The organism is Cereibacter johrii (assembly GCF_001720585.1).
GTDB lineage: Bacteria > Pseudomonadota > Alphaproteobacteria > Rhodobacterales > Rhodobacteraceae > Cereibacter_A > Cereibacter_A johrii.
In genome coordinates this window covers 1-16,832 of sequence record NZ_MABH01000084.1, presented here as the reverse complement: position 1 = coordinate 16,832, position 16,832 = coordinate 1, and the positions used below count along the sequence as shown (strand labels likewise).

The following is a 16,832-nucleotide window of genomic DNA, read 5'->3' as shown; positions in this document are numbered from 1 at the left end:
GCAACCGCGCGCTCGCCCGCTCGGCCGAAGGGCCTGCGCTCTTCGAGGATCTGGGCCGCTGGCTTCTCCTCCTCGCGGCGCTTCCGGCGCTGTTGCTGTTCCGCCGACCGCTCTCGGGGGGCCGCTGATGCGCCGGGGGCTGCTTGCCCTTGCGGCGCTGGCCGCCGTGGGCCTCGGCGGACCGGCCGCCTGGGCCAAGCTCGCGCTGCTCGCGGGCCTGCCGGGGCTGGCCGCCACCTTCGCGACCGAGCCCGCGATCCGGGGCGTCGCCCTTTATCAGGCGCGCCGCTTTGTCGAGGCCGATGCGGCCTTCGCCGAGGCGGGTCGCGCCGTCACCTACAACCGCGGCCTGAGCCTCGCCGCGCTCGGGAACTATCCGCTCGCCGAGGCCTATTTCGATGCGGTGCTCTTCGCCAATCCCGCCGACAGCGAGGCGCGCGAGAACCGCGACAGGGTGGCCGGGCTCTACGATCCCGTGGTGGGGCAGGGCGACGAGGCCGGCCGGATCGCCGTGCAGGTGGTGGTCCCGCCCGAGGGGCCGCCGACCGAGCGGTTCTCGGCCGACTCGCCGCCGCTCGGCCCGGGGCGGCGGGTCGCCGACGACGCCTGGCTCGCCACGCTGCCCGACGATCCGGGCGAGTTCCTGCGGCTCAGGCTCTCGGACGAATATACCCGGCGCCTGTCCCTGGGTTTCACCCCGCCGGAGGAGGGCGATCCATGGTGATCCATGCGGCCTTCGCGGCTCTCCTGCTTCTCGCGGCCACGGCGGCCGGGGCCCAGACGCCCGAGCGGCGGCTCGAGATCCTGGCCTTCCCCCGCGCCGACAGCGTGGTCGCGGGCGAGATGGTGCCGGTGACGGTGCGCGGCATCTATGACCGCAAGGTGACGCTCGAGGAGATGACGATCCGGCCCGGCGACAGCTTCGACTGGGTGCAGCTCGCCAAGGACGACTGGCACGAGGAGCGCATCGACGGCCGCCAGCGGCTGGTGGTCGAACGCAGGCTCGCGCTCTTTCCCAAACATTCCGGCTCGTCCCGCTTCGGGCCCGCCGAGCATCGGCTGACCTTCGTCGGCGCGGGCGGGAAGGCGGAAACCATCGCCTCCCATCCGCTCGACCTGTCCGTGGCGCCCATGCCCGACGATCCGCCCTTCCACAGCCCGCACGGCTGGCGCTTCGCCGCGTCCGAGCTGAAGGTGACGGACGAGCTCAGCACCGATCCCGCCCGGCTCAGGGACGGCGAGACCGTGACGCGGCGCGTGACGGTGACGGCGGTGGGGGCGCTGCCCGCGATGCTGCCGCCGCGGCCCGTCGTCTCGGAGAACTGGCTCATCGCCTTCGCGGCTCCGGTCGAGCGGTCGCTGGAGCTGACGCCGGACGGCCCCGTGGCGCGGGTGGTCTGGAGCTGGCAGTTCCGCCCCGAGACCGGCGAGCCCGGCGTGCTGCCCGCCGTGCCGATCCCCTATTTCAACACGGTGACGCGGAGGGTGGAGGCGGCCGAGATCCCCGCGCTCCCCATCGGCTATGCGAGCTTCGCCGCCTCGCAGTCGGCCGGCATCGCGATCACGCCGGCGAGCCTCTGGGGAGGGCTGGCAGCCGGTCTGGCAGGGCTCGGCGCGGGAACGGCGCTCCTCGTGGCAGGCCACCGGCCGACGGCCGCGGCGCTTGGACGGCTCGCGCGGCGGCGCTCGCCGTTACGGCGCTGGCAGATCTGGCGCGCGGCACGGGCGGGCGACCTGCTGGCGCTGCGCCGGGCGACCGAGGAGGAGGCGCAAGACAGGCCTGCGGCGCGCGCCGCGCTCGAGCGGGCGATCTATGGCCCGCCGCCACAGCCCTTCGACCCCCGCGCCTTCCTGAGGGCCCTGCGTCGGAAGGACTAGGCCGGGCCGCGCGCGCCCCTGCGATGCCCGAAGACACGGGGCGCTGCCGCCGGTCGCAGATGCGAAGGTCGCGCTGGCGCACCTGACGGAGGCGCTCGGGGATACGGTCTGGCGCCGCGCAGGACCGGCCTCGTGGCTGGAGCGCCGCTTGCCTGCGGTGAGGGGGCTCAGAGCCGCCTGCCGGTTCCCGCATCGAAGAGATGCAGGGCCGCCGCATCGGGGGCGACCTTCAGCCGGTCGCGCTCGCGCACCGGCGCCTTGCCCGGGGTCCGCAGCACGAGGTCGGTGCCGTCTGCCAGACTTCCATGGGCGAAGGCGTCCGCCCCCAGCCATTCGACCGCCTGCACATGGAGCTCGAAGCCCGGCTCTTCGGGGCCCGCAGGATGGAGATGCTCGGGCCGGATGCCGAGGATCAGATCGCGTCCCGCCGGCGCGGGCACGGCGAGACGCTGCCCCGCCACCTCCAGCGCGTCGCCAAGGCCTCGGGCGGGCAGCATGTTCATCGCCGGAGAGCCGATGAACCCCGCCACGAAGGTGGTGGCGGGCCGGTCGTAGATCTCGGCCGGCGTGGCGATCTGCTCGGCCACGCCCGCATTCATCACCACGAGCCGGTCGGCCAGCGTCATCGCCTCGACCTGATCGTGGGTGACATAGATCGAGGTGGTGCGAACAGTGCGCTGCAACTCCTTGATCTGCAAACGCATCTGCACCCGCAGCTTCGCGTCGAGGTTCGAGAGCGGCTCATCCAGCAAGAAGGCCGCCGGGTTGCGCACCAGCGCCCGCCCCATCGCCACCCGCTGGCGCTGCCCGCCCGAGAGCTGGCGCGGCTTGCGGTCGAGAAGCTGGCCCAGCTCCAGCATCTTGGCCGAGCGCGCCACCCGCTCCTCGATCTCGGCCTTGGAGAGCTTCGCGATCCTGAGGCCATAGGCCATGTTCTCGCGCACCGTCATATGCGGGTAGAGCGCGTAATTCTGGAACACCATCGCGATGTCGCGCTCGCGCGGCTCGAGCCGGTTGACCACGCGGCCGCCGATGGCGATCTCGCCCGCGGTGATCTCCTCGAGCCCGGCTACCATGCGCAGAAGCGTGCTCTTGCCGCAGCCCGAGGGGCCCACGATCACCACGAACTCGCCGTCCGCGATCTCGAGATCGACCCCGTGGATCACCTCGAGCCCCGAATAGCTCTTGCGCACGTCCCTCAGCGAGATTTCCGCCACTTACTTCTCCGTCTCCACAAGTCCCTTCACGAACCACCGCTGCATCAGCACGACCACGAGGATCGGCGGCAGGATGGCCAGCACGCAGGTGACCATCACGAGGTCCCAGGGCGTATCGGCATCGGCGAAGGAGATCATCTTTCTCAGGGCGATCACGATGGTGTTCATCGAGTTCGAGTTGGTCACGAGGAGCGGCCAGAGATACTGCGTCCATCCGTAGATGAAGAGGATCACGAACAGCGCCGCGATGTTGGTGGCCGAGAGCGGCAGCAGGATGTCCTTGAAGAAGCGCCAGGGGCCTGCGCCATCGACGCGCGCGGCCTCCATCAGCTCGTTCGGGATCGTCATGAAGAACTGCCGGAAGAGCAGCGTCCCCGTGGCGGAGGCCACCAGCGGCAGGATGAGGCCCGCGTAGGTGTCGATCAGGTGCAGGTCCACCATCACCTTGTAGGTGGGCAGGATCCGCACCTCGACCGGCAGCATCAGGGTGATGAAGATCATCCAGAAGCAGACCATGCGCAGCGGGAAGCGGAAGAAGACAATGGCATAGGCCGAGGCCATCGAGATCACGATCTTGCCCACGGCGATGCCGAAGGCCACGACGGCCGTGTTGAGAAGGAGCCTGTCCACGCCCACGCCGCCGATGCGCCCGATGTCGCCCGACAGCGCGCGGGCGTAGTTCGAGGGCCCCTCGGCGCCGGGCAGCAGCGGCAGCGGCGGGCGCAGGATCTGCTGGAGCGGGTGGGTCGAGGCCACGAAGACATACCAGATCGGGAAGGCCACCACGATGACCCCGATCACCAGCAGGAAATGCGCCATGATCCGGCTCTGGCGCGAGGTGCCGATCATCTCGTGCTCAGCCATAATGGACTTTCCGCTCGATATATTTGAACTGGAAGGCGGTCAGGGCGATCACGATCCCCATGAGGATGACCGACTGCGCCGCGGAATCGCCGAAGCGCAGGTTCACGAAGCCGTCGTTATAGACCTTGTAGACCAGCGTCTCGGTCGATTTGCCGGGGCCGCCGCCCGTGACGGCATGGATGATCCCGAACGTGTCGAAGAGCGCATAGACCGAGTTCACCACCAGCAGGAAGAAGGTCGTGGGCGCGAGGAGCGGGAAGGTGATGGTCCAGAACCTCCGCCGCGCGCTGGCGCCGTCGATGGCCGCGGCCTCGAGCAATGAGCGAGGAATGGCCTGTAAGCCTGCAACAAAGAACAGGAAATTGTAGCTGATCTGCTTCCAGCTTGCGGCCGCCACCACCAGCGTCATGGCCTGTTCGCCGTCGAGCAGCGGATCCCAGCGGATGCCGAGCTGGCGCAGGGGCCAGGCGAGCGTGCCGAAGGAGGGGTTGAACATGAAGAGCCAGAGCATCCCGGCAATGGCGGGGGCCACCGCATAGGGCCAGATCATCAGGGTGCGGTAGAAGGCGCGGCCACGCACGACCTTCTCGGCCTGCACGGCGAGAAAGAGTGCGATCGCCATCGAGAAGAAGGCGGTGAGCAGCGAGAAGACCGCCGTCACCTGGATCGCATTGAGCCAGGCGGGATCGGACAGGACGCGACGGAAGTTGGCGAAGCCCACGAAGGTGGATTTCAGCCCGAAGGCATCCTCGCGCAGCATCGATTGCCAGAGGGCCTGACCTGCGGGCCAGTAGAAGAAGACGGCCGAGATCAGGAGCTGCGGAGCGACCAGCAGCCACGGAAGCAGGCGGTGGGGGAAATGCGCGCGATGCATGGGCTTCGGGGCCGCCCGGGCCGAAACCCGGGCGGCCTCATGTCCGTCAGCCGCCGATGGCCTGGCGGATCGCCTCGTTCCCGCGCGAGACGGCGGCGTCGAGCGCCTCCTGTGCGGTCTGCTCGCCGGCGAGCATCTTCTCGAACTCCTCGTTCTCGATGTCGCGCACCTGCGGCAGGTTCACGAGGCGCACACCCTTGGAGTTCGCGGTCGGCTCCTTGCCCATCATCTGGGTGATCGGCACCTCGCGGCCCGGGTTCTTCTCGTAGAAGCCCGAGGCCTTGGTGGCCTCGTAGGCCTCCATCGTCACCGGCAGATAACCCGAGGTCTGGTGCAGATATTCCTGCACGTCGGTCCGGGAGAGATAGGTGAAGAAGGCGGCGACGCCCTCATAGGTCTCGTCCGACTTGCCGCCCATCACCCAAAGGCTCGCGCCGCCCGGCACCGTGTTCTGCGGCCCGTTGCCTGCCTCGTCATAGGGCAGCTGGCCGATGCCGTAGTTCATGCCCGATTTCACGATGTCGCCGAGCCCGCCCGAGCTTTCGGTGAAGATCCCGCATTCGCCGGCAAGGAAGACCTGCTTGGCCTCCGACGTGCGGCCGCCATATTTGAAGGTGCCGTCCTTGGCGAGATCGGCCAGCGCCTGGAAGTGGTTGACGAAGATCGGATCGTTGATCTTCAGCTCGGCATTCACGTCGGCCAGCCCGTTCTCGTTCGTGGCGAAGGACACGTCGTTCCAGGCCGCGAAATTCTCGGTATGGATCCAGGTGAGCCAGGTCGAGGTGTAGCCGCAGGGGGCGGCGCCGCTCTCCTTGATCTTCTTCGCCATGTCCCAGACCTCGGTCCAGGTCTTGGGCGGGGTGGCTGCATCGAGGCCCGCCTTCTCGAAGATGTCCTTGTTGTAATAGAGGATCGGCGAGGACGAGTTGTAGGGGAAGGACAGCATCGTGCCGTCCGGCTTGGAATAATAGGCCACGATCCCCGGCAGGTAGGCCGACTTGTCGAAACTGTCGCCCAGCACCTCGGCCACCGGCTTGACCGCGCCCTCGGCCGCCATCATGACGCCGGTGCCCACGTCGAAGACCTGGATGATGTCCGGGGCCTGACCCGCGCGGAAAGCGGCGATGCCGGCGTTCAGCGTCTCGGGGTAGGTGCCCTTGAAGACCGGCGTCACCTTGTAGTCCGACTGGCTCGCGTTGAAGTCCGCAGCGATCTTCTCGACCACTTCCGCATTGGCGCCCGTCATGGCGTGCCACCAGCTGATCTCGGTCTGGGCTGCGGCGGCACCCGCCTGCACGATCAGCGCGAGCGCCGTGGCGGTGAGGAATGTGCGACGTTTCATGGGCTTCTCTCCCTTCTGGATGGCCGGATGCCGTGCGGCATAGCGGGCCCCTATGACGGTGGTGCGACATTCTCCCTGACCGGGGCGGGCCTCCTCTCCCGCGCCGGTCGTCGCGCGACCGTCCTCGATGCAGCGAAGCGTCCGACGTTTCGCCCTTTTTCGCAAGTCGCTAAAGTTCGCTTGGGCTCCCTTCCCCAGCGTTAACGTTCGGGGCCGACGGGCTCGGTCAGGTTGCGGCCGGGGCTCAGGCTGCGCATCCGGCTTTCGCGGAGCGCGCCGATCTCGGTCAGGATGGGGTGGGCCACCGAGGTGAGATGGGCGTTCAGGCGCTTGAGGTCGCGCAGCAGATCGAGATGGATGGTGCTCGTCTCCATCGCCTCGGGCCGCTCGGCCCGCAGCCGGCCGAGGTGGCGCTCGGAGGACAGCGCCTCGAGCCGCCGGATCTCGATCTTCGACTCGACGAGCTGCCGGGCGAGGTCGGCATCGCGCCCGAGGAACACGGCCTGCGCGAGCCGCAGGTTCGCCACCGTGCGCTCGTGCACCTCGGCCAGTTCCGCGCCCCCCTCCGGCGAAAAGGCGAGGCGCTTGCGGATCTTCTTCAGCGCCGCATCCGCGAGCCCGGTCTCGATGATGTCGCCCATATGTTCGAGATTGATGGCGAAGGACGTGATCTCGTTCGCCCGCCGCACGTCGTCCTCGTCCAGTTCGGCGCGCGACAGGCGGGTGATATAGAGCTTGATCGCCTCGGTCAGCCGGTCGATGTCGGGCTCGAGTTGCGAGACTTCCTGCGCTGCAAATTCGTCGTTGGCCAGCAGCGCCTGCCGGCTGCGCCCGAGCATCTCGCCCACGATGTCGCCCACCCGCAGCGTCTCGCGCGCGGCGACGGCCAGCGCCATGGCGGGCGTGTCGAGCAGGCTCTCGTCGAGGAAGGCCGCACCGCGCCGGCCCTCGGGCGGATCGGGCAGGAACCGCTCGACGAGGCGGCAGAGCGGCCCCACGAGAGGCAGGAACAGAAGGAGGAGCGCCGCGCTGAAGGCGAGATGAGCCGCGATGACCCGCTGGCCGTGATCGGCGACGGCCTCGTCCAGAAGATCCGCCAGAGGCGCGGCCAGAAGCAGCACGAGCGCGGCGCCCGCGATCCGCACCGCGAGGTTGCCGAGCGTGATCCGCCGCGCCGCCGGCCCCTCGGCCGCCACGGCGAGCCAGGGCGTCACCGCGCCGCCGACATTCGCGCCCGCCACGAGGGCGAGGGCCGGCACCGTCTCGATGAGGCCGCCGCCGGCCAGCACCATGACGAGGAGCACGACGGCGAGCGAGGAGGCGCTGAGGACGGCGAGGCCCGCGGCCAGGAGAGCCGCCACCAGCGGCGCCTCGCCGAGGCCCGCGATCACCAGCGCGAGCGTGTGGGAATGCTGGAGCGGCGCCGTCACCTCGCCCATCAGCCGCAGCGCGAGCAGCATGAGCCCGAGGCCCAGCAGTGCCCGCCCGATGCCGCGGCCGCGGGTGGCACGCGCCATCGAGAAGCCCACGACGCCCGCGAGGATGCAGAGGCTCGCCATCCAGTGAACATCGACCGACAGAAGGGCCGCCACCGTCGCGGTGCCGAGGTTCGCCCCGAGCATGACCGCCTGCGCCATGGGCGCCGTCATGATGCCGCGGGCGGCAAAGGAGCCGGTGATGACCGCCGTGGCCGTGCTCGACTGCAGGCCGAGCGTCGCGAGCAGGCCCCAGAGCGCCGCCACGACCCGGTTGTTGGTGGCGCGCGAGATCCATTGGCGCAGAGTGGCGCCGAAGGCGCGCATGACGCCGGTGCGGATCAGCCGCAGGCCCCAGAGCAGCAGCGCGGCCGCAGCAAGAAGATCGATGAACTGGACGGTCGGCGGCAATGGGCTCACCCGGACACTGACGACCTCAACAGGCGCAGCCCCCGAAGGTTCCCCGGAAACGTCCCTCCTCAGGCCCTCTGCCGGGCATCCTCGAGGATCATCTCGGCGGCCTTCTCGGCAATCATGAGGGTGGGCGAGTTGGTGTTTCCCGAGGTGATGGCCGGCATGATCGACGCATCCGCGATCCTGAGCCCGCCCAGCGCGCGGAACTTCAGCCGCGGATCCACGACGCTCGCCGGATCCGATCCCATCCGGCAGGTGCCGACGGGGTGGAAGATCGTCGTGCCGATGCGGCCCGCGGCGGCCACCAGCGCCTCGCGGGTCTCGTGCTCGGGCCCCGGGCGGTATTCCTCGGGGTGAAACCGGGCGAAGGCGGGCTGCGACGCGATATGGCGCGCGAGCTGGATCGAGCGCACCGCCACCTCGCGGTCGCCCTCCGTCGAAAGGTAGTGCGGCGCGATGGCGGGCTGGCGCGCGGGATCGGGGCTTTTCAGATGCACGCTGCCGCGGCTTTCCGGGCGCAGGTTGCAGACGCTCGCCGTCATGCCGGGGAAGGGGTGGACCTTGTCGCCGAACTTGTCGAGCGAGACCGGCTGGACATGGAACTCGAGGTCGGGCGTGGCCTTCTCGGGACCCGAGCGGGTGAAGATCCCGACCTGGCTCGGCGCCATCGACATCGGCCCCGAGCGGCGCAAAAGATATTCCGCCCCGATCGCGGCGCGGCCGAACAGGCTCGTGGCCTTCTCGTTCAGCGTGGGCACGCCCCGCACCTTGAAGACGAGGCGGAGCTGCAGGTGATCCTGCAGGTTCGCGCCCACGCCCGGCACGGCGACCTGCGGCTCGACACCCGCCGCGCGCAGCACCTCGGGATCGCCGATGCCCGAAAGCTCCAGAATGTGCGGCGAGCCGATGGCGCCCGCCGAGAGCACCGTCTCGCGCCGCGCCCGCGCCTCGTGCAGGGCGCCGCCCTGCCGGTAGAGCACGCCCCGCACCTCGCCCGCCTCGACGATCAGCCGCTCGACCTGCGCCTCGGTCACGACGCGCAGGTTCGGGCGGGAGAGGGCGGGCTTCAGGAAGGCCTTGGCCGTGTTCCAGCGGATGCCGGACCGCTGGTTCACGTCGAAATAGCCGCCGCCCTCGTTCGAACCGCGGTTGAAATCCTCGGTCCGCGGGATGCCCGCCTGCTCGGCCGCATCGAGGAAAGCGTCGAGCACCGCCCAGCGGACCCGCGCCCGCTCGACCCGCCATTCGCCGCCTGCGCCGTGATGCTCGCTTTCGCCGCGGTGATGGTCCTGCTGGCGGCGGAAGAGCGGCAGCACATCGTCCCAGCCCCAGCCGGTGCAGCCCATCTGGCGCCAGCCGTCGTAATCCTCGGCCTGACCGCGCATGTAGATCATGCCGTTGATCGAGGAACAGCCGCCGAGCACCTTGCCGCGGGGATAGATGAGGCTGCGCCCCTCGAGCCCTTCCTCGGGTTCGGTGGTGAAGCACCAGTCGGTGCGGGGGTTGTTGATGCAGTAGAGATAGCCCACCGGGATATGCACCCAGTGGTAATTGTCGCGCTTGCCCGCCTCGATCAGCAGCACACGGTTCGAGGGGTCTTTCGAGAGGCGGTTGGCCAGCACGCAGCCCGCGCTGCCCGCCCCCACGATGATGTAATCTGCCTCCATCTCAGCTCTCCGACCGGAAGCCGAGCCTGCGGCCGAGGCGCGAGGCGTAGAACTCGCCGACGATCCCGCGGCGGAAGAGCAGCACGCAGGCCATGAAGACGAGGCCGGTGATGATCGTGACCGGGAATTGCGAGGTGGCGAGGTAGTTCTGCAGCGTCACCACCAGCGCCGAGCCCACGACCGGCCCCACCAGCGTGCCGATGCCGCCGAGGAGCGTCATCAGGATGACCTCGCCCGACATCTGCCAGCCCACATCGGTGAGGGTGGCGAACTGGAAGACCAGCGCCTTGACCCCGCCCGCAAGGCCCGCCAGCGCGGCCGACATCACGAAGGCGCCGAGCTTGTATTCCGCGACCGAGTAGCCGAGCGAGATCGCACGAGGTTCGTTCTCGCGGATCGCCTTCAGGATCATGCCGAAGGGCGAATTCACGAAGCGCCAGATGGCGAGCATCCCCAGCGTGAAGGTGCCCAGCACGAAGAAATACATGTTGGTCGCGTTCGCGAGGTCGATGACGCCGAAGAGATGGCCGCGCGGGACCGACTGGATGCCGTCCTCGCCATGGGTGAAGGCCGCCTGCAGGCAGAAGAAGAAGAACATCTGGCTGAGGGCGAGCGTGATCATGGCGAAGTAGATCCCCTGCCGCCGGATCGCGATGACCCCCATCAGGAGCCCCAAGGCCGCCGCGCCCGCCACGCCCAGAAGGATGCCGAACTCGGGCGGCCAGCCCCAGACCTTGACCGCATGGGCGGTGAAATAGGCCGAGCCGCCGAAGAAGGTGGCATGGCCGAAGGACAGAAGGCCCGTGTAGCCCAGAAGCAGGTTGAAGGCGGCCGCGAACAGGGCGAAGCACAGAAGCTTCATCAGGAAGATCGGATAGAGGAAGAAGGGGGCCGCGACCAGCGCCGCGGCGGCGATCAGGAGCAGCACGAGCTTGAGCGTACCGGCCCGAGGATGGGCGACGACCGCCGGGGCGGCCGGAGATGCAGAACCGCGCGCCATGTCACGCATCCTTTCCGAAGAGTCCCGCAGGCCGCAGGATCAGGACGATCGCCATGATGACGAAGATCACGATGTTCGAGGCCTCGGGATAGAAGACCTTGGTGAGCCCCTCGGCGATGCCGAGCAGATAGCCGGTCACGATCGCGCCGAGGATCGAGCCCATGCCGCCCACCACCACGACCGCGAAGACGACGATGATGAGGTTCGACCCCATCAGCGGCGAGACCTGATAGACCGGCGCGGCAAGCACGCCCGCAAAGCCCGCGAGCGCCGCGCCGAGCCCGTAGGTGAAGGTCAGAAGCAGCGGCACATTGACCCCGAAGCTCTGGACCAGCACCGGATTTTCCGTCGCGGCCCGCAGATAGGCGCCGAGCTTCGTCTTCTCGATCAGGAGCCAGACGCCGAGGCAGACGGCAAGCGAGGCCACCACCACCCAGCCGCGATAGACCGGCAGGAACATGAAGCCGAGATTGACCGCGCCGGTCAGCGCGGCCGGCGGCGCATAGGGCTGGCCCGAGGTGCCGAAGAACCAGCGGAACGTGCCCTCGAGCGTCAGGGCAAGGCCGAAGGTGAAGAGAAGCCCGTAGAGCGGGTCGAGCTTGTAGAGCCGCGAGAGCATGGTGCGCTCGATCAGCGCGCCGCCCAGACCCACGATGAGCGGGGCGAGGATCAGTGCGGGCCAGTAGCCGATGCCGGTCTGGGTGAGCAGGAGGAGCGCCGCGAAGGCGCCGGCCATATATTGCGCGCCATGGGCGAAGTTGATGACCCTGAGGAGGCCGAAGATCACCGCGAGCCCCAGCGACAGGAGCGCGTAGAACGAGCCGTTGATGAGGCCCACGAGCAGCTGGCCGAAGAGGGCCGCCGTCGGAATGCCGAAGATCGTCATCATCTCACACCCCCAGCACCGAATTCAGCATCGGCATGTTCGCGGGCAGCTCCTCGACCGGGAAATCCGCCACCATCCGTCCGTGGTCCATGAGGTAGAAACGATCCGCAACCTTCGAGGCGAAGCGGAAATTCTGCTCGACCAGCACCACGGTCATGCCGCGGTCGCGCAGCTCGATCAGCACCTCGCCGATGCGCTGGATGATGACCGGGGCGAGACCCTCGGTTGGCTCGTCCAGCAGCAGGCAGCGCGCGCCGGTGCGCAGGATCCGCGCCATGGCGAGCATCTGCTGCTCGCCGCCCGAAAGCTTGGTGCCGGGGCTCGAGCGCCGCTCCCTGAGGTTCGGAAACAGCTCGTAGATCTCGCCCACCGACATGCCGCCTTTGGCGACCACCGGAGGCAGTATCAGATTCTCCTCGACCGACAGCGTGGCGAAGATGCCCCGTTCCTCGGGCACGAAGCCCAGACCCTCGCGGGCGGTGCGATGGAGCGGCACGTCCATCATGTCCTTGCCCGCGAACCGGATCGCCCCGGTGCGCTTCCTCAGGATCCCCATGATCGTGCGCAGCGTCGTGGTCTTGCCCATTCCGTTGCGGCCGAGGATGCAGATCGTCTCGCCTTCCTCGACGAACAGGTCGACCCCGTGCAGGATGTGGCTCTCGCCATACCAGGCGTGAAGGCCGGTGACCTCCAGGAGCGTCATGCGTCCTCCGTTCCCATGTAGGCCGTGCGCACGCGCGGATCGGTGCTCACGGTGGCATAGTCGCCGTGGGCGAGGATCTCGCCCCGCTGCAGCACCGTGACCTGATGGCAGATGTCGGCGACGACGTTCAGATTGTGCTCGACCATCAGCACCGCCCGGTGGCGGGCCACCTCGCGGATGATGCCCGCCACCATCTGCACATCCTCCTGGCCCATGCCGGCCATCGGCTCGTCCAGAAGCAGGACCTCGGGATCGAGGGCGAGGGTGGTGGCGATCTCCAGCACGCGCTTGCGCCCGTAGGAGAGATCGGCCGCGCGCGTGTCGCGGTAGGAGGTGAGCCCCAGCTCGTCGATCAGCACCTCGGCCCGGCCGTTCAGCCGGTCGAGCGCCGAAAGCGGCCGCCAGAACTGCACCGCGAGCTCGGCCGGGCGCTGGAGCGCCACGCGCACATTCTCGAGCACCGTCAGATGCGGAAAGACCGCCGAGATCTGGAACGAGCGCACCATCCCCATCCGCGCCACCTTGTCGGGGCGCGTGCGGGTGATGTCCGTGCCGAGCAGGGTGATCTTGCCGCGGCTCGGTTGAAGAAACTTCGTCAACAGGTTGAAGACGGTTGTCTTTCCTGCCCCGTTCGGCCCGATCAGCGCATGGATCCGCGCGTGATGGACATCGAGATCCACATTGTTGACGGCCGTGAAGCCGCCGAAATCCTTGCCGAGGCCGCGGGCGGACAGCACCACCCGCGGCTCGTGGTCTGCGACCGGCGCCATCGTCAGTTCGTGACGAGCGGGCAGCCGCTCTGGGCCGGGTCGAGATAGGCCTGATCGCCGGGGATGGTGGCGAGGACGTTGTAATAGTCCCACGGCACGTCGCTCTCGCCGGGCTTCTTCACCTCGAGCAGATAGACGTCCGAGATCATGCGCCCGTTGGGTGCGACCTTGCCGCCCTTGGCGAAGACATCCTCGACCGGCAGCTCGTGCAGCTTGGCCGAAACGGCCTCGGTCTCGTCGGAGCCCGCGGCCTCGACCGCCTTGAGATAGGAGAGCACGGCCGAGTAGGTGCCTGCATGGATCATGTTCGGCATCGCGCCGGTCCGCTCCATGAACCGCTTGCCGAACTCGGCCGATTCCTCGTTGCGGTTCCAGTAGAAGCTCTCGGTCAGCGTCAGGCCCTGCGCCGACTCGACGCCGAGCCCGTGGACCTCGGCCAGCGTGAAGAGAAGCGCCGCAAGCCGCTGGCCGCCCTGCACGATGCCGAACTCGCCCGCCTGCTTGATGGCGTTCTGCGTATCGAGGCCCGCATTGGCGAGGCCGATGACCTTGGCGCCCGAGGCCTGCGCCTGGAGCAGGAAGGAGGAGAAGTCGGTGGTGGAGAGCGGATGGCGCACGGCGCCGAGAACCTGGCCGCCCTTCTCCTTCACGACCGCGCCGGTATTCTCTTCGAGAGAATAGCCGAAGGCATAGTCGGCGGTGAGGAAATACCAGCTGTCGCCACCCTGTTCGACCAGCGCGCCGCCGGTGCCGATGGCCAGGGCATGCGTGTCATAGGCCCAGTGGAAGCCGTAGGGAGAGCATTGCTTGCCCGTCAGCTCGGTCGTGGCCGCCCCGGTGGTGATGGTGATCTTCTTCTTTTCCTGCGACAGCGCCTGAACGGCGAGCGCCACCGACGAGGTGGTCAGCTCCATGATCGCGTCGACCTGCTCGGTGTCATACCACTGACGCGCGATGTTCGAGGCGATGTCGGCCTTGTTCTGGTGGTCGGCCGTCACGACCTCGACCTTCTTGCCGAGGACCGAGCCGCCGTAATCCTCGACCGCCATCAGCGCGGCCTCGTAGCTGTATTTGCCGCCGAAGTCCGCATAGCCCCCCGACTGGTCGTTCAGGATCCCGACCTTCACAAGATCGTCCGACCCCTGGGCTGCCGCAGGCGCGGCCAGGGCCGCCAGCGACACCGCAGAAAGAAGGGCTTTCCGCATTCCATCATCCTCCCTGGGACGGTTGCAGCCCGGACCGCGAGCCGCGGTTCGGGAGGGTCCGTCCTGTTCATGAATGTGCCGCACGGGTCTCCTCAAACTCCGGCGCACTGGAAGAAGGATCAGACGTTTCGGGGCTCGACTCAAGCAGTTTGTCGCAGCTATTTCGGAACAAGATCTGTTCATTTTCGGACAGACAAAGGGTGACGCATGGGCAATTTCACATGGGACGACCTGCAGTTCTTCCTTGCGGTGGCGCGCTCGGGGCAGCTGTCGCGCGCGGCGCGCCAGCTCCGCACGAGCCATGTCACCGTCTCGCGCCGCATCGACCGGCTCGAAGCCGCGCTGCGGATGCGGCTCTTCGAGCGCAATCCGCGCGGCTACGAGCTGACGCCGGTGGGGCGGCGGCTGATCGAGACGGCGGAGCGGATGGAGGCCGAGACCGAGCGGATGCAGGTCGAACTGCTGGGCGACGGGCCGGGCCAGCGCGGGGTGCTTCGGATGGCCGTGCCCGAGGGTTTCGGCAGCTGGTTCAGCCGCGTGCTGCTCGGCCCCTTCACCGAGCGGTTTCCCAACATCGCGCTCGAGCTCATCACGCTGCCGCAGATCATGTCGCTCTCGCGGCGCGAGGCGGATCTGACGGTGACGCTCGACCCTCCGAAGGCGAGCACTTACCACTCTGAGAGGATCATGGATTACACGCTGCATATCTATGCCGCGAAATCCTATCTTGCGGAGCGGCCCGAAATCCTGACCCGGGACGATCTGCTGAAACATCCCTTCATCGGATACATCGAAGAGATGATCTTCGCCCCGGGTCTGGATTATCTGGGCGAGGTCCATCCCGGCATCCGCGCCAATTTCAAGAGCTCGTCGATCTTCAACCAGCTCGCCGCGACGCGGAACGGGCTGGGGCTCTGCGTGCTGCCCTTCTACATCGGCCGGATGTTTCCGGATCTTGAAATGATCCTGCCGCAGGAAGTGGTTCTGCGCCGAACCTACTGGCTGACCTGCCACCGCGACGTTCGGCCGCTGCCCCGCGAACGCTCGGTAATGGCCTTCCTTCTCGAGGCCGGACGCACCCATGGGCGCAGCATGCTCAACCCTGGCGCGACCCGAAAGGGCGATTGATCTACCACCTTAGTCCAAGGACGACCCTATTGGCGTGGATCGACGGGACAAGAGTATGTTGTATTCTATTTGAAATCTGTTGCCATGCCGGGATGCGGCCATGAGCTCGAGTCATTTGAAGCATCTATTTCCAATTCTGGGGGCCCTCGTGCTCCTGCCGGTCATGGCGGGGGCAGAATCGGCCCAGACCACGGTGCCGGGCCCGGAGTCGGGCGGCGCCATGGAAAGCTCCTATCGCTCGATCGTGGGCCTGCTCGAGGCAGAGATTGCCGGGCTCGAGGCGCGCATCACCGTGCTGACCACCGAGCGACGGCGCGAGATGACGCGGCTCCAGGAGACGCGCGAGGAGACCGCTCAGGCCGAGAAGCGTCTGGCGCAGCTTCGCCGCGAGCAACTGCGGCTGGAGGAGGGGATCCGGGCGGCGGCGGTGCAGCCGGTCGGGTTGGTGGCGGCACCGGCGGGCAAGGCGCGCACCGATGCGGGGAATGCGCCGCTCGAGGCCGAACGGCAGCGGCTCACCGAACTGGTCCGGGATCTCGGCCGGCAGGCGGAAGACGCACGGGCACGGCTGGGCAGGATTGCCGCGACCGTCGCTGCGCGCGAGGCGGATCTGCATGGGCTTGCCGAGCGGCACGCGGACCTGACCCGGGCCGTGGCGCAGCGCGAGGCGGATCTGGCGGCGCTCGCGGCGCGGGATGCCGAGGCGGCGAAGCGGCTCTCCGACCGGCAGGCTTCGGTGAAGGCGCTCGAGGCGCGGCAGGCGCAGCTTGTGGAGGCCGTGGCGCGGCGCGAAGAGGAGCTCGCCGGGCTCGACCGTCGTCAGGGCGATCTCTCCGCCCTGATCGAGCGGCGCGAGAGCGAGGCGGCGGCCGTGGCGCGGCAACAGGGCGAGGTGGCCTCGCTGTCCGGACAGCGCGACGCGCTGGCGCGGTCGGTCAAGGCGCTGGCGGAGGAGGAGGCCCGGCGCAAGGAGGCACTGGCTGCGTCCGAGGCGCAACTGGCCGCCGCGTCTGCCGAACGCGACCGCGTTCTGACCGAAGCCCGAACCGCCGCCTCCGAGGCCGAAGCGTCGCGCAGCCTTGCCGCCGCGCAGGCCGAGGTGGAGGCCCGCGCCACGGCTCTTGCGGCCGCCGAGGAGGAGATCCGGGCAAGGGCCGCGGCGCTCGACGAGGGCGAGAACGAGGCGCGGAGCCGCGCGGCGGCGCTGGAAGCGGCCGAGGAAGAGCTGCGGGCGAGGTCTGCGGCCCTGGAGACGGCGGAAGCGGAAGCGCAGCAGAGGGCGGAGGTCCTGCGGGTCCAGGAGGGCCTCGTGAAGGAGCAGCGCGAGGCCGCTGAAACCGAGACCGGACAGCGGGCGCAGGCAGCGGTCGAGGCCGAAGCCGCGGCGGAGGCCGCCCGGCAGGCGCGGG

At 68.5% G+C, this 16,832-nt stretch carries 15 protein-coding genes; 4 read left to right on the top strand and 11 right to left on the bottom strand.

What is annotated here, in order from left to right; all coding sequences use genetic code 11:
- The first annotated feature begins 127 nt into the window (after positions 1 to 127).
- A complete protein-coding gene (locus A9O63_RS06760) occupies positions 128 to 724 on the top strand; it encodes a tetratricopeptide repeat protein (RefSeq protein ID WP_069331239.1) in 597 nt (198 codons plus the stop codon).
- Positions 718 to 1,878, top strand: coding sequence for a BatD family protein (locus A9O63_RS06755; RefSeq protein WP_069331238.1), 1,161 nt, complete (start codon positions 718 to 720; stop codon positions 1,876 to 1,878). The genes A9O63_RS06760 and A9O63_RS06755 overlap by 7 nt, the downstream gene beginning before the upstream one ends.
- Before the next feature lie 167 nt (positions 1,879 to 2,045).
- Here A9O63_RS06755 and A9O63_RS06750 read toward each other — a convergent pair whose 3' ends face one another.
- The 11 genes from A9O63_RS06750 to A9O63_RS06700 form a co-directional block, all read right to left on the bottom strand.
- Positions 2,046 to 3,095, bottom strand: coding sequence for a sn-glycerol-3-phosphate import ATP-binding protein UgpC (locus A9O63_RS06750; protein WP_069331237.1), 1,050 nt, complete (start codon positions 3,093 to 3,095; stop codon positions 2,046 to 2,048).
- Complete coding sequence (gene ugpE / locus A9O63_RS06745) at positions 3,096 to 3,959, bottom strand: sn-glycerol-3-phosphate ABC transporter permease UgpE (protein WP_069331236.1); 864 nt, start codon at positions 3,957 to 3,959, stop codon at positions 3,096 to 3,098.
- On the bottom strand, positions 3,952 to 4,833 hold the full coding sequence (ugpA, locus tag A9O63_RS06740; RefSeq protein ID WP_069331235.1) for a sn-glycerol-3-phosphate ABC transporter permease UgpA: 882 nt from the start codon (positions 4,831 to 4,833) through the stop codon (positions 3,952 to 3,954). Before ugpA ends, ugpE begins: the two co-directional genes overlap by 8 nt.
- Before the next feature lie 46 nt (positions 4,834 to 4,879).
- Entirely contained in the window at positions 4,880 to 6,175 is a 1,296-nt protein-coding gene (ugpB, locus tag A9O63_RS06735) for a sn-glycerol-3-phosphate ABC transporter substrate-binding protein UgpB (RefSeq protein ID WP_069331234.1), read from the bottom strand.
- 200 nt (positions 6,176 to 6,375) lie between these two features.
- The gene (locus A9O63_RS06730; protein ID WP_069331233.1) at positions 6,376 to 8,061 is read right to left on the bottom strand and encodes a Na/Pi cotransporter family protein; all 1,686 of its coding nucleotides are present in this window, start codon (positions 8,059 to 8,061) and stop codon (positions 6,376 to 6,378) included.
- A gap of 68 nt (positions 8,062 to 8,129) precedes the next feature.
- Complete coding sequence (locus tag A9O63_RS06725; protein WP_069331232.1) at positions 8,130 to 9,731, bottom strand: GMC family oxidoreductase; 1,602 nt, start codon at positions 9,729 to 9,731, stop codon at positions 8,130 to 8,132.
- A 1-nt stretch (position 9,732) separates the two neighbouring features.
- Positions 9,733 to 10,731, bottom strand: a complete 999-nt coding sequence (locus tag A9O63_RS06720; protein ID WP_069331231.1) for a branched-chain amino acid ABC transporter permease — start codon at positions 10,729 to 10,731, stop codon at positions 9,733 to 9,735.
- A gap of 1 nt (position 10,732) precedes the next feature.
- Positions 10,733 to 11,620 (bottom strand): branched-chain amino acid ABC transporter permease, encoded by an 888-nt coding sequence (locus A9O63_RS06715; RefSeq protein ID WP_069331230.1) that lies wholly within the window; start codon positions 11,618 to 11,620, stop codon positions 10,733 to 10,735.
- Position 11,621: 1 nt separating this feature from the next.
- Positions 11,622 to 12,320: an ABC transporter ATP-binding protein gene (locus tag A9O63_RS06710; RefSeq protein WP_069331229.1), complete on the bottom strand. Its 699-nt coding sequence runs from the start codon at positions 12,318 to 12,320 to the stop codon at positions 11,622 to 11,624.
- On the bottom strand, positions 12,317 to 13,090 hold the full coding sequence (locus A9O63_RS06705; RefSeq protein ID WP_069331228.1) for an ABC transporter ATP-binding protein: 774 nt from the start codon (positions 13,088 to 13,090) through the stop codon (positions 12,317 to 12,319). Before A9O63_RS06705 ends, A9O63_RS06710 begins: the two co-directional genes overlap by 4 nt.
- A 2-nt stretch (positions 13,091 to 13,092) precedes the next feature.
- Positions 13,093 to 14,295, bottom strand: coding sequence for an ABC transporter substrate-binding protein (locus tag A9O63_RS06700; RefSeq protein WP_069331227.1), 1,203 nt, complete (start codon positions 14,293 to 14,295; stop codon positions 13,093 to 13,095).
- A 207-nt stretch (positions 14,296 to 14,502) separates the two neighbouring features.
- Here A9O63_RS06700 and A9O63_RS06695 point away from each other — a divergent pair, with 207 nt between their 5' ends.
- Complete coding sequence (locus tag A9O63_RS06695; RefSeq protein WP_069331226.1) at positions 14,503 to 15,423, top strand: LysR family transcriptional regulator; 921 nt, start codon at positions 14,503 to 14,505, stop codon at positions 15,421 to 15,423.
- Positions 15,424 to 15,523: 100 nt separating this feature from the next.
- Positions 15,524 to 16,832: coiled-coil domain-containing protein (locus A9O63_RS06690; protein WP_069331240.1), on the top strand; the 1,309-nt coding region annotated here is incomplete at its 3' end.

Coding starts and splice junctions, on each gene's coding strand:
- A9O63_RS06700 (WP_069331227.1), bottom strand. CDS start 14,295: ATGCGGAAAGCCCTTCTTTCTGCGGTGTCGCTGGCGGCCCTGGCCGCG.
- A9O63_RS06695 (WP_069331226.1), top strand. CDS start 14,503: ATGGGCAATTTCACATGGGACGACCTGCAGTTCTTCCTTGCGGTGGCG.
- A9O63_RS06760 (WP_069331239.1), top strand. CDS start 128: ATGCGCCGGGGGCTGCTTGCCCTTGCGGCGCTGGCCGCCGTGGGCCTC.
- A9O63_RS06710 (WP_069331229.1), bottom strand. CDS start 12,320: ATGACGCTCCTGGAGGTCACCGGCCTTCACGCCTGGTATGGCGAGAGC.
- ugpB (WP_069331234.1), bottom strand. CDS start 6,175: ATGAAACGTCGCACATTCCTCACCGCCACGGCGCTCGCGCTGATCGTG.
- A9O63_RS06705 (WP_069331228.1), bottom strand. CDS start 13,090: ATGGCGCCGGTCGCAGACCACGAGCCGCGGGTGGTGCTGTCCGCCCGC.
- ugpE (WP_069331236.1), bottom strand. CDS start 3,959: ATGGCTGAGCACGAGATGATCGGCACCTCGCGCCAGAGCCGGATCATG.
- A9O63_RS06725 (WP_069331232.1), bottom strand. CDS start 9,731: ATGGAGGCAGATTACATCATCGTGGGGGCGGGCAGCGCGGGCTGCGTG.
- A9O63_RS06720 (WP_069331231.1), bottom strand. CDS start 10,731: ATGGCGCGCGGTTCTGCATCTCCGGCCGCCCCGGCGGTCGTCGCCCAT.
- A9O63_RS06715 (WP_069331230.1), bottom strand. CDS start 11,620: ATGATGACGATCTTCGGCATTCCGACGGCGGCCCTCTTCGGCCAGCTG.
- A9O63_RS06755 (WP_069331238.1), top strand. CDS start 718: ATGGTGATCCATGCGGCCTTCGCGGCTCTCCTGCTTCTCGCGGCCACG.
- ugpA (WP_069331235.1), bottom strand. CDS start 4,833: ATGCATCGCGCGCATTTCCCCCACCGCCTGCTTCCGTGGCTGCTGGTC.